This is a genomic window from Corynebacterium kozikiae, from assembly GCF_024580965.1.
In the GTDB taxonomy this organism is placed as follows: domain Bacteria; phylum Actinomycetota; class Actinomycetes; order Mycobacteriales; family Mycobacteriaceae; genus Corynebacterium; species Corynebacterium kozikiae.
This window is the reverse complement of the sequence record NZ_JANIKJ010000001.1, coordinates 242247-253596: the sequence shown is the minus strand read 5'-3', so window position 1 is coordinate 253596 and position 11350 is coordinate 242247. Positions and strand designations below refer to the sequence as shown.

At 61.1% G+C, this 11350-nt stretch carries 13 protein-coding genes; 1 reads left to right on the top strand and 12 read right to left on the bottom strand.

Features of this window, described 5'->3' with window-relative positions:
• Positions 1-91 precede the first annotated feature (91 nt).
• The 10 genes from NQ018_RS01110 to rimM form a co-directional block, all read right to left on the bottom strand.
• Positions 92-400: a DUF2469 domain-containing protein gene (locus tag NQ018_RS01110; RefSeq protein WP_257037280.1), complete on the bottom strand. Its 309-nt coding sequence runs from the start codon at positions 398-400 to the stop codon at positions 92-94.
• Positions 401-428: 28 nt separating this feature from the next.
• Entirely contained in the window at positions 429-1067 is a 639-nt protein-coding gene (locus NQ018_RS01105; RefSeq protein ID WP_257057664.1) for a ribonuclease HII, read from the bottom strand.
• A 2-nt stretch (positions 1068-1069) separates the two neighbouring features.
• Complete coding sequence (lepB, locus tag NQ018_RS01100; RefSeq protein ID WP_373566867.1) at positions 1070-1792, bottom strand: signal peptidase I; 723 nt, start codon at positions 1790-1792, stop codon at positions 1070-1072.
• A 52-nt stretch (positions 1793-1844) separates the two neighbouring features.
• A complete protein-coding gene (locus tag NQ018_RS01095; RefSeq protein ID WP_257057660.1) occupies positions 1845-3476 on the bottom strand; it encodes an FAD-dependent oxidoreductase in 1632 nt (543 codons plus the stop codon).
• A gap of 8 nt (positions 3477-3484) precedes the next feature.
• Positions 3485-3661 (bottom strand): DUF8730 family Cys-rich protein, encoded by a 177-nt coding sequence (locus NQ018_RS11740; protein WP_507134256.1) that lies wholly within the window; start codon positions 3659-3661, stop codon positions 3485-3487.
• 269 nt (positions 3662-3930) lie between these two features.
• Positions 3931-4272, bottom strand: coding sequence for a 50S ribosomal protein L19 (gene rplS / locus NQ018_RS01090; protein ID WP_257037285.1), 342 nt, complete (start codon positions 4270-4272; stop codon positions 3931-3933).
• A gap of 214 nt (positions 4273-4486) precedes the next feature.
• Positions 4487-6778: a Tex family protein gene (locus NQ018_RS01085; RefSeq protein WP_257057658.1), complete on the bottom strand. Its 2292-nt coding sequence runs from the start codon at positions 6776-6778 to the stop codon at positions 4487-4489.
• 28 nt (positions 6779-6806) lie between these two features.
• Positions 6807-7082: a hypothetical protein gene (locus NQ018_RS01080; protein WP_257057656.1), complete on the bottom strand. Its 276-nt coding sequence runs from the start codon at positions 7080-7082 to the stop codon at positions 6807-6809.
• Complete coding sequence (gene trmD / locus NQ018_RS01075) at positions 7079-7936, bottom strand: tRNA (guanosine(37)-N1)-methyltransferase TrmD (RefSeq protein ID WP_257057898.1); 858 nt, start codon at positions 7934-7936, stop codon at positions 7079-7081. The genes NQ018_RS01080 and trmD overlap by 4 nt, the downstream gene beginning before the upstream one ends.
• A gap of 5 nt (positions 7937-7941) precedes the next feature.
• Entirely contained in the window at positions 7942-8445 is a 504-nt protein-coding gene (gene rimM / locus NQ018_RS01070) for a ribosome maturation factor RimM (protein WP_257057654.1), read from the bottom strand.
• Positions 8446-8481: 36 nt separating this feature from the next.
• On the opposite strand from rimM, the gene NQ018_RS01065 reads away from it, so the two are divergent.
• Positions 8482-8871, top strand: coding sequence for a cupin domain-containing protein (locus tag NQ018_RS01065; RefSeq protein ID WP_257037289.1), 390 nt, complete (start codon positions 8482-8484; stop codon positions 8869-8871).
• 60 nt (positions 8872-8931) lie between these two features.
• Here the strand turns inward: NQ018_RS01065 and rpsP are convergent, their stop codons facing one another.
• Together rpsP and ffh are read right to left on the bottom strand one after the other, a co-directional pair.
• Complete coding sequence (gene rpsP / locus NQ018_RS01060; RefSeq protein ID WP_257057652.1) at positions 8932-9453, bottom strand: 30S ribosomal protein S16; 522 nt, start codon at positions 9451-9453, stop codon at positions 8932-8934.
• A 242-nt stretch (positions 9454-9695) separates the two neighbouring features.
• Complete coding sequence (gene ffh, locus NQ018_RS01055) at positions 9696-11303, bottom strand: signal recognition particle protein (protein WP_257037291.1); 1608 nt, start codon at positions 11301-11303, stop codon at positions 9696-9698.
• Between the last annotated feature and the right edge of the window lie 47 nt (positions 11304-11350).

Below are 11350 nucleotides of genomic sequence, written 5' to 3'. Positions count from 1 at the left end.
GCTGGTGTTTTCTTTGCAACCGGCAACATCATCAAGCTCCACGGCTATCTTGCTTGGCTTCATTTTTATCCCACCCCAGCCCACTCAACCGCTACTGCTCAGGCACAATGAAGTCTGGCTTGTCCAGCTCTTCGATGTTCACATCCTTGTAGGTAATCACGCGCACATAGCGCACAAAGCGCGCTGAGCGGTACATGTCCCATACCCATGCGTCCGACATGCGGACTTCGTAGTACACCTCCGGACCCTGGGTGTGCGGGATCACCTCTACGGCGTTGGCCAGGTAAAAGCGACGCTCGGTCTCCACAACGTAGGAAAATTGGCTGACGACGTCGCGGTATTCGCGGTAGAGGCTCAGCTCAACTTCGGCCTCGTAGTTGTCGAGTTCTTCAGCGCTCATATTGTTCCCTTGTGTCTAGCGTGTGTGTCTAGCGTGCACCCTCGAGTTCGAGTGCGCGGGCGATGTTGGCATAACTATAACGATGTTCATCCGTTGCCCCGTTCAGGCGCACCGCATCCATGTGTGCCTTTGTGCCATATCCCTTGTGAAGCGCGAACCCGTACTCCGGATATTGTGCATCCAGTGAGCTCATGAGGGTATCACGGGCATGTTTAGCCAACACGCTCGCAGCGGCGATGCAGCGGGCAGTTGCGTCCCCACCGATCACGGGTAGGTACGGCATGGGCATACCAGGGACTTTCAGTGCGTCGGTGAGCACATACCGTGGTTGCACATCCAACCTGGCCACGGCGCGGCGCATCCCCTCCACGTTCGCGTGTTGCACACCAAAGCGATCGATCTCCCGCGCAGGCACATGCACCAGTGACCACGCCAGGCTGTGCCGCTGAATCAGTGGAAATAATTTGGCCCGGGTGGCCTCCGTGAGCTGCTTGGAATCAGTAAGCCCCTCCAGTGCAGGAATGATCCGCTCCGGCAAGATGCAGGCTGCAATGGTCATGGGCCCCGCGCAGGCGCCTCGCCCGGCTTCGTCCACACCTGCCACCGGCCCCAAGCCGTGCTTGTGCAGCGCAACTTCCATTGTGCGCAACTGGCGGAGGCGGCGCACGGCTAGCTAATCGTCCCGATCCGGGTCAGCGGGAAGAGGATGAACGACGCTTTCCCCTTGATGTTTTCCACCGGGATGGTTCCCTGGAACTCGTCGCCGATGTGGAAGCGGGAGTCCGCGGAATTCGTGCGGTTATCCCCCATCACGAACACATTGCCCTCTGGCACGGTAATCGGTCCAAAATAGTCACCGCCGCACTCTGGCACCGCAGGGGTGTATTCGGGCGGGTTGAGGGTGTAGGAACTGTCAATCACGGTGCCGTCGACAGTGATCCCCTCATCCCCCGGCAAGCATTGAATTGTTTGCCCGCCCGTGGCAACGATGCGCTTGACCAAGTCATTCTCATCGGGTGCGACCACGCCCACAAAGCTCCCCACGTTTTGGATGCCTCGGATCACCGGGTTCTGGCTGCGCTGGGAAACAAAGGCAGTGTTCCAAGATTCGGTGCCTTTGAACACCACAACGTCGCCCTGCGCGGGCTCATCAAAGTAGTAGCTGACCTTCTCCACAAAGATGCGGTCGCCGGCGCATCCCGTACAGCCGTGCAGCGTGGGCTCCATGGACTGCGAGGGAATCATGTAGACCCTGCCGATGAACGTCTGCATCGCGATGATCAACGCCATCGTGCAGAGGATCACAAGCGGGATCTCGAAGTACCACGGCAGTGGCTTCTTTTCTTTGGCGGTGCGGCGCACACGCCCGTGTTCTTGGTCGCTCACGAGCATCGAGCTTACTGCACCGCGCGTACCGACGCCCCCAAGGCAGGCCGCAGCCCACTCATTGCTTGGGGGTGCGGGTGTCTGCGGCAACCCCGTAACGCCATGTGAGGTAGCCGCCATCAAGGTTGGCTGCATCAATGCCATAGCCACGCAGCAGGCTCGCCGCAATGTGGCCGCGCAAACCCACCTGGCAGTGCACCACAACGTCCTTCCCTTTCCGCTCCTGCCAGCGTTGGCGCAGGTCATCGAGGGAATAGTTCACTGCCCCGGGGATCGAACCGGCGGCATGCTCACCTGGGGTGCGCACGTCCACCAAGATTGCACCCTCTGAGATGGTGCGATCGAGTTCATGCCACTGAATCGTGCGTTCGCCGTGTACGGCGTTGTCGTTGATAAAGCCCACCATATTGATTGGGTCTTTCGCGGAGCCGAACTGTGGGGCGTAGGCAAGTTCCAGATCGGCAAGTTCGCTAGCCTTCATACCTGCGCGCATGGCCACCGCGAGGACGTCGATACGCTTGTCCACGCCATCCTTGCCAATCACCTGCGCACCAAGCAGGGTGTCCGTGTCCACGTCCACGATTACCTTGATGTGAAGCTGGCTCGCACCCGGGTAGTAGCCGGCGTGGTTGGCGGGATGCAGGTGGATCACGCGCAGGTTCTTGCCAGCCGCCCGTGCGCGGCGTTCATTCCAGCCAACACTCGCGGCCGCCATCCCAAACAGTCCGATGATCGCGGTGCCCAGCACAGGGCGCGAGGCCACGGACTTGCCAGCGATCTCATCCGCGACGAGGCGCCCATGGCGGTTGGCGGTCTGTGCAAGCGGCACAAGGACATCTTCCCCACTGATCGCATCGCGTTTCGCGGCGGCGTCCCCGAGGGCATAAATGGTGGGGTCGCTGGTGCGTTGCTGCTCATCCACCAAAATCGCGCCTTCGGGGCTGAGTTCAAGGCCAGCGTTGCGTGCCAGCTCGGAGTTGGGGATCACGCCGGCTGCGGAAATTACCAGGTCCGCGGCAAGGCGGGTGCCGTCGGAAAGCAGTACCTCATCCGGGGTGATCTCCTGAGCCCTGGCACCCACGAGCACCTTTACGCCATGCTTTTCGATGTGTTGGGTGAGCACCTCGGCCATTTCGGGGTCGAGGCCACCCATGATGTGCGGCGCGGCCTGGACTACCGTTGTGCGAACGCCGAGGTGGGTGAAGTTTTCTGCGAGTTCGAGGCCGATGAAGCCCCCGCCCAGAATCACGGCGCTTTTTGCGCTCGCGGCAGCTTTGGTGATGGCGTCCATGTCTTCCACCAAGCGCAGGGAGAGCGCGCGCTCTTCACCTGGAATGTTGAGCGCCCTAGGGGTAGCGCCTGGGGAAAGGACGAGCTCATCGTATGCAATGGTTTCGCCGGTCTCGGTTGTGACTGTGCGGGCGGCGCGGTCGATGCTCACTACCCGGCCCCGGGTGCCTACGCGCACGTCGATGTTGAAGCGCGCTTTGAGGCTTTCCGGGGTTTGCAGCAGCAGGGCGCTACGCTCCTCAATCACCCCGCCCACATGGTAGGGCAGCCCGCAGTTGGCAAAGGATACATAGTCCGAGGCTTCCAGAACGATGATCTCGCGGTTTTCACAATTCCTGCGCAGCCTGGTGGCGGTAGACATGCCCCCTGCCACGCCGCCCACAATGACGGTGGTTGCCATGTGCTGCACTATCCAAACAGGGAGCCCAGCAGCCCCCGACGTTTTGTAGTGGGCTCTGTGGCCTCTTCTGCGCCGCATGTGCACCATTGCCCAGGCGCAACACTTGCCTTCACTTGTTCAACGTGCTGGCCGCAGCCAGCCCAGGTTGTTTTCCCACAGCTCTTGCAGGGGACGGGACGGCACATCTTGCCACTTCCTTTCTGTTTCACTTCCTGGAAGTCTATACCCCCTGGGGTATGTCCGCAAGGGGTGCGTACCTGTTTCCCACTGCGCTGCACTTGCATACATTCTTGAAGGCACCCTAAACCCTTAAGGTGACGGAGCCGCAGGCAAGGCCGGACTCTGCGGAAAGTGTGCGAAAAGTGGGCATAATGAGGAAAAGCCCCCAACCAAGTGGGCATTTCCACTGGTTGGGGGCATTGTGCACAGAAGCACTAGCGCGTAATCGCGAGTATTAGCGCTTTTCCTTGATCTTGGCTGCCTTGCCGCGAAGTTCGCGCAGGTAGTACAGCTTTGCACGGCGAACTGCACCGCGGGTAACCACATCGATGTGGTCAATGTTTGGGGAGTGCACTGGGAAGGTGCGCTCCACACCGATGCCGAAGGAAACCTTGCGGACGGTGAAGGTCTCGCGGATGCCGGAGCCCTGGCGACGAATCACGACGCCCTTGAACACCTGCACACGGGACTTCTGGCCTTCGATCACCTTGACGTGCACGTCAAGGGTGTCGCCTGGGCGGAAGTCAGGGATATCGTTGCGCAGGGACGCTGCATCAACCTTGTCAAGAATGTTCATTGAAACAATCCTTTTTCTTTTTGAGGAAAGAGGACCCTAGCGGCACTTCCCCATTGGGGCGCTCGGCCGGTTCATATCCACTACAAATTCAAGCGCAGCCAGCCCCAACAAGAAAGTTGAGGCAGACAACCTGAACATTATTGCATAAGCCCCACGCCAGCGCCAACATCAACACGAACAGGTACAAGCGCCCGAACCCCTAGCGCCCGAACCCCTAGCGCCCGAACCCGGCGTTGCGCAGGGCGTCGGCCATCGATCCGCCAGCAGCAGAGCCACCAGAACCGCCGGCACCGCCCCGCGCGCGGCCACGTTCCGCACCCGGTCGCTTGCCTCTATCGCGGGCACTCCCCTTCTCCTTCGGCTCGTCTTCAAGCCGCATGCTGAGGCTAATCCGCTTCCTCGGCACGTCCACTTCGAGGACCTTGACTTTCACCACTTGCCCGGATCGAACCACTTCATGAGGGTTTGCAACGTAGCGGTTTGCCAGGGCGCTGACGTGCACCAATCCGTCTTGGTGCACGCCCACATCCACGAAGGCTCCGAAGGCCGCAACGTTGGTCACGGTGCCTTCCAGGATCATGCCTTCCTTGAGGTCAGAGATCTTTTCCACGCCCTCCTTGAAGGTGGCGGTTTTGAATTCAGGGCGTGGGTCTCTGCCGGGTTTGTCCAGCTCGCTCAGGATGTCGGTGACGGTGGGGATGCCAAAGGTGTCGTCGGCAAAGTCAGCAGCCTTCAACCCTGAAATCACACGCGTATTCCCAATGAGTTCATCCACACCGAGCCCGGTGGCCTGGGAAATGCGGTGCACCACCGGGTAGGCCTCGGGGTGGACTGCGGAAGCATCCAGGGGGTCATTGCCGCCGCGGATCCTTAAGAAGCCGGCACATTGCTGGAAAGCTTTGGGGCCCAGCCGAGGGACCTTCTTCAAGCCGGCGCGGGAGGAAAATGCTCCGTGTTCATCGCGGTAGCGCACAATGTTTTCCGCGATGGTGGTGTTCACGCCGGCCACGCGGGCAAGAAGTGCCACGCTGGCAGTGTTGAGGTCCACGCCCACCGCGTTCACGGCGTCTTCCACAACGGCGTCGAGGGTGCGAGCAAGGTTCGTCTGATTGACGTCGTGTTGGTACTGCCCCACGCCGATCGCCTTCGGGTCGATCTTCACCAGTTCGGCCAGTGGGTCCTGGAGGCGGCGGGCAATGGAAACCGCCCCACGCAGGGAAACATCCATCTCGGGGAATTCAGCCGCCGCGATTTCGGAGGCCGAGTACACGGAGGCACCAGACTCAGAAACCACCACCGCTTGAGGCGCTTTCCCGCCGGCCTGCTTGATGAGGGCCGCCACCTCACCGGCAAGCTTTTCCGTTTCCCTAGAAGCGGTACCATTGCCAACCGCCAGCAATTCCACCCCGTGTGTGGCACAGGCACCGGCGAGCGACTGCACAGCCTCCGCCCACCGGTTCTGAGGCTGGTGCGGATACACGATGAGCGTATCCAGCACCTTGCCCGTTGAGTCCACCACCGCGCACTTCACGCCGTTGCGGTACCCCGGGTCCAGCCCCAATGTGGCGCGTTGCCCGGCAGGTGCGGCGAGCAAAACGTCCCGCAAGTTGTTGGCAAACACCTCATACGCGGTTGCTTCCGCCTGCTCTTTGAGGCGCATGCGCACGTCCAGGCTGGCGGACACCACGAGTTTCGTGCGCCACGCCCACCCAATCGCCTTGGCAATCCACGGCTGGGAGGTATCCAGGTTGTGTTGGGTGGCAATCATTGTCTCATACAGCGCCTGGTCTCCCTCATCAAAGGTGAGCTGCAGCACGCCCTCATGCTCACCGCGCAGCAGCGCGAGCACCCGGTGGCTGGGCAGCGTGTGGAATGCCTCGCTAAACGCAAAGTAATCCCGGAACTTCGCCCCCTCTTCCTCTTTGCCAGCAACCACTTCAGAGCGCAGGGTGCCGTGAGCAAACATGTGCTCGCGAACATTTCCGACGAGTTCCGCATCCGTTGCTAAGCGGTCCACAAAAATAGCCCGTGCTCCTTCGAGCGCCGCTTTCGTATCCGGGTAATCCTTGCTGGTGAAGCTGGCCGCAATATCATTGGGATCCTGGCTGGGCTGGGCGAGGATGGCGTCGAGAAGCTTCTCCAAACCTGCTTCCCTGGCTGCGTCCGCTTTGGTTTTGCGGCGCACCTTGTACGGGAGGTAGAGGTCTTCGAGGCGGGCTTTGGTGTCACATTCTTCAATGAGCGCGCGCAGTTGCTCAGTGAGTTTTCCCTGCTCTTCGATGGCGGCGAGGATCGTCTGCTTTCGCTGCTCGAGTTCGCTGAGGTAGGCGTGGCGCTCGGTGATGAGGCGCAGTTGGGAGTCATCGAGCCCGCCGGTTGCTTCCTTGCGGTAGCGGGCGATGAACGGCACGGTGTTGCCTTCTTTGAGAAGTTCCAGTGCGGCATGCACCTTGTGGGGTGCTACCTGGAGTTCTTCTGCGATTGTTGCTGCAATGTTGGCACTCATTCCGGCCATTTTAGCCGCGGGCGGGCCGCTAGCGCGAAGACCCGTACCAGTACGCCCCTTGCGGCAGCGCCTCCACAATCACACCAGTGCCCAAAGCAGCATCAGCTCCGTCTAACTCAATGCGATACAGTGATTCCGCGATCGGCGGGCGCCCCTCACGCTGCTGAAATTCGTTGACCAGCATGTTGTCCGGCTCACAGGCCATAGCCATTTGAGTGAACTTCGCCTGGGGCAGCAGCTCCTGGGCGCGCTGCGCATCCTTCTGTGTGAGCAGTGCGAATACCTCCACGCTCGTTGCCGTCATTGCTGTTCCTCCTCATATTGCTCAAGAAAAGCCCGATCCGCCTTGCTGAGTTCCACCTGCTCCAAAAGCTCAGGGCGCCGTTGCAGGGTGCGCAGCAAGGACTGCTGCCTGCGCCACTGCTCCACCAGGGCGTGGTTGCCGCTGAACAGCACCTCGGGTACTTCCAGCCCGCGCCAAACCCGCGGCTTGGTGTAGCTCGGGCCTTCCAGCAATCCATCGGAGAAGCTGTCCTCAAGGTGGCTGCGGCTGTTGCCCAGCACACCGGGGATGAGGCGAACCACGGCCTCGGCGATCACGAGTACCGCCACCTCCCCACCGATGAGCACATAATCGCCAATGGAGACTTCGCGCACCCGGTAGCGTTTGGCGGCGTCCTCCACCACGCGCTGGTCAATGCCTTCGTAGCGCCCGCAGGCGAACACGATGTGGTCCTCGTTACTCCACGCTTGCGCGTCCGCCTGGGTAAAGGGCTTGCCCGCCGGCGTGGGCACAATCAACAGGGGCAGCGAGCTGTCCTCACCAACTTCCGCGGCCATGTACCCCTGTTGTGTGATGCCCTGGAGCTCGTCGTGACGCGGCTTGTGCACGTGTGGCACCGCGGAGTGAAGCTGCGCACCCGACGCTTCACCGCTGGCTACGGCGTCGAGTGCCTGCCCCCAGACCTCCGGCTTCATCACCATGCCGGGGCCGCCGCCGAAGGGTGAGTCGTCTACGGACTTGTGGATATCACTCGCCCAATCGCGCAGGTCATGCACGCCTACCTGGAGGATGCCCTTTTCAATGGCCTTGCCCAACAGCGCGTGGCGAAGCGGGTCGAGGTACTCCGGGAAGATGGTGATGACGTCGAGTTGCACCTTCCTCACAGCTCCAGCAACCCCTCTGGCGGGGTGATCTCCACGACGCCTCGCGCCAAGTCCACCTCCGGGACGATCGCGTGGACGAAGGGCACCAGCGCCTCCTTGCCGCTGGTGAGCCTCACCTCCAAAATCTCCCCGGCTGGACCGTGCATCACGCCGGTGACCTCCCCGATCTCCTCGCCCTGTTTGAGGACCTTCAGCCCTTCAAGTTCGTGATCGTAGAAGCCTTCCTCATCCTCGGGCGTTTCCAGGGGCTCCGCCATGAACTTGGTGCCGCGCAGCGAATCCGCCTGCGTGCGATCCGGGATCTCCTCAAATTTGATCAGCAGACGCCCCTGGTGAACCCGCGCAGTTTGGATGGTAAGCCGGTGCTCCTTTTTCCCCTGCACGCCCTTGAGCACCTCACCCAGCGCGAAGCGGATCTCCGGCTCATCAGTAGTGACCTCCACGGCAACTTCACCTTTAATACCGTGCGACTTCACCACACGCCCGATCATCAATTCCATAGGCACCACTCTAGCAACCGCCGCTAGCATGGATTCATGGACACCAACTCACCGGACACTTTCGGCGCCCCGCAGCGCAGCGCCGGCACGTTCACGCTTTTCGACGCCGCCAGCGCCGCTCCCGAGCCACGCCCGGAGCGCCCCGCACCATCCGCAGCCCGCTACCTGGAGGGTGACGGAGCAAACCTTATCCTGTTCACCTTCGCCCCAGGCCAACGCCTGCTTGAGCACAAAGCCGCGCACCCCATCACCCTGCAGTGCATCGAGGGCGAACTGCTCCTGCAGTGCCAGGGCGAAACCCACTTGTTGCGCCCCGGAATGGTGGCGCACCTCACCGAGCTCCTCCCCCATGCCGTGACCTGCGAGGAATCCTCTTCCGGCGCAAAGCTCCTGCTCACCATGCTCACCGGGGAGCGGCACCAGTAGGTGCTGGGCACAAAAAATCCCGCAGGATAGACCTGCGGGAAGAATTGTTGATTGGGAGATTTACTCCTCAGAAGCAGCCTCTTCGGTTGCCTCAGCCTCAGCCTCAGCAGCAGGCTCCTCAGCAGCAGCCTCAGCGGCCTCAGCCTTCGCTGCAGCCTCAGCCTCAGCAGCGGCCTTGACCTCTGCCTCTTCCTTGGCCTTGCGGCGCTTCTCGGTGATTGCCTCGGCGGTTGGGCCTTCGTTGGCCTCAGCAAGTGCCTGGTTGAACAGCTCGAGCTTGGAGGTCTTTTCCTCGGCAACCTTCAGGGTGCCCTCTGCGCCCTCGAGGCCCTTGAACTTCTGCCAGTCGCCGGTGACCTTGAGCAGTGCGAGCACAGGCTCGGTTGGCTGTGCGCCAACGCCCAGCCAGTACTGTGCGCGCTCGGAATCGATGCGGATGAGGGAAGGCTCCTGCTTTGGCTGGTAGATGCCGATGTTCTCGATTACCTTGCCGTCACGGCGGGTGCGTGCGTCTGCAATCACCACGCGGTACTGAGGGTTACGGATCTTACCCATGCGCTGCAGTTTGATCTTGACTGCCATGTGAAACTCTTTTCTATGTGGTCACTGGGAAGTGCATACCGTAAGCAACACGCCAAAATGGTCCAGCAATGTTGGTGACCTTACGAGGTTCATCCCATTTGTTTGTCCTGCATGTGACGTTGTTGCCGGCCGACCGTAGACGGACTCAGCGTAATGCAGGAATGAACAGTGGTGCCTGGAACTCCAGACAGCCTCAATAACTTTACAGGAGACAGCCGCGGGAACCAACTTCCCGCGAACTCTTATCCCTTTTTCCCTTGGCCGAAGTCCAAGTTATTGAGGTCAATGTTCTCAAAGCCCTTCGGCAGGCCCTGCCCGCCAAGTTGCCCGCCAAGCTGTTTCTGCAGCTCAGCCAAATCTCCCATGCCGCCCATACCCGGCATCTGCGGCATGCCCGGCATTCCCGGCATCTGCGGTGCTTGAGGCCTGTTCTTGGCTGGCTTGCGCTTGCCGTTCTTGCCCTTGCGGCCCTTGGGCTTCTTTTTGGTCGCGCTGCGCCCCATCGGCCCCATGCCGAATTGGCTGGTCATCTGCCCCATCATCTTCTTGGCTTCAAAGAAGCGATCTACCAACTGGTTGACGTCGGCAACGCTCACTCCGGAACCGTTTGCGATTCGCTTGCGCCTGGAAGCGTTGAGGATTTTGGGGTTTTCGCGCTCGGCGGGGGTCATGCCGCGGATGATGGCTTGGATGCGGTCGAGTTGCTTCTCGTCCACCATGTCCGCCATCTGCTGCATCTGCTTGCCGCCGGGCAGCATTTTCAGGATGTTGCCGATTGGGCCCATCTTGCGAACCATGAGCATTTGGTTGAGGAAGTCGTCCAGGGTGAGTTCACCTGAGTGGAGCTTCGCCGCGGTTTGCAGTGCCTGTTCTTGGTCGAGTGTCTTTTCGGCCTGCTCGATGAGGGTGAGGACGTCGCCCATGCCCAAAATACGGCTTGCCATGCGCTCGGGGTGGAAAACGTCAAAGTCTTCCAACTTCTCGCCCGTGGAAGCGAACATGATGGGCTTGCCGGTGACTTCGCGGATGGAAAGGGCCGCACCACCGCGTGCGTCGCCGTCGAGCTTGGTGAGCACCACGCCGGTGAAGTCCACGCCGTCGCGGAATGCCTCCGCGGTGTTCACGGCGTCCTGGCCGATCATCGCGTCGATCACGAAGAGCACTTCGTCTGGGTTCACGGCGTCGCGGATGTTGCGGGCTTGAGCCATCAGCTCTTCGTCGATACCCAAGCGGCCGGCGGTGTCCACGATCACCACGTCATGCTGCGTGCGCCGCGCCTCTTCAATACCAGCCTGCGCCACTGCCACTGGATCACCGTGGGAGGTGCCCATCTCGTGATCATTGGAGTCAAGAGAGGTGCCTGGATCAGGGGCGAAGGTGGGCACACCTGCGCGCTCACCGACGATCTGAAGCTGCTGCACGGCGCCCGGGCGCTGCAGGTCACAGGCCACCAGCATTGGGGTGTGCCCCTGCTCGGCCAAGTGCTTGGCGAGCTTACCGGCGAGCGTGGTCTTACCGGCACCCTGGAGGCCGGCGAGCATGATGACCGTCGGAGGGGTCTTGGCAAGGTTGATGCGACGGGTTTCGCCGCCGAGGATGCCCGTGAGCTCCTCATTCACAATCTTGATGACCTGCTCAGCAGGGTTGAGCGCCTTGGAAACGTCCGCTCCCAGCGCGCGCTCCTTCACCCTGGAGATGAATCCGCGCACAACGGGAAGGGAGACGTCTGCCTCCAGCAGCGCCAGGCGAATTTCGCGTGATACGGCGTTGATGTCCGCTTCCGTGACTTTCCCTTTGCCTCGCAGGCCCCCGAGGGCACTGTTCAGGCGATCAGACAAAGACTCAAACACGCGTTCACGCTCCTAAAAATTTCCCTGTGGTTACCCGTTGCTGGCGC

Excerpts from the sequence above, each read along its gene's own strand:
- NQ018_RS01095 (WP_257057660.1), bottom strand. The coding sequence starts at position 3,476 with ATGGCAACCACCGTCATTGTGGGCGGCGTGGCAGGGGGCATGTCTACC.
- NQ018_RS01085 (WP_257057658.1), bottom strand. The coding sequence starts at position 6,778 with ATGAGTGCCAACATTGCAGCAACAATCGCAGAAGAACTCCAGGTAGCA.
- NQ018_RS01110 (WP_257037280.1), bottom strand. The coding sequence starts at position 400 with ATGAGCGCTGAAGAACTCGACAACTACGAGGCCGAAGTTGAGCTGAGC.
- NQ018_RS01080 (WP_257057656.1), bottom strand. The coding sequence starts at position 7,082 with ATGACGGCAACGAGCGTGGAGGTATTCGCACTGCTCACACAGAAGGAT.
- NQ018_RS11740 (WP_507134256.1), bottom strand. The coding sequence starts at position 3,661 with ATGTGCCGTCCCGTCCCCTGCAAGAGCTGTGGGAAAACAACCTGGGCT.
- rpsP (WP_257057652.1), bottom strand. The coding sequence starts at position 9,453 with ATGGCAGTCAAGATCAAACTGCAGCGCATGGGTAAGATCCGTAACCCT.
- lepB (WP_373566867.1), bottom strand. The coding sequence starts at position 1,792 with ATGCTCGTGAGCGACCAAGAACACGGGCGTGTGCGCCGCACCGCCAAA.
- rimM (WP_257057654.1), bottom strand. The coding sequence starts at position 8,445 with ATGGAATTGATGATCGGGCGTGTGGTGAAGTCGCACGGTATTAAAGGT.
- rplS (WP_257037285.1), bottom strand. The coding sequence starts at position 4,272 with ATGAACATTCTTGACAAGGTTGATGCAGCGTCCCTGCGCAACGATATC.
- NQ018_RS01065 (WP_257037289.1), top strand. The coding sequence starts at position 8,482 with ATGGACACCAACTCACCGGACACTTTCGGCGCCCCGCAGCGCAGCGCC.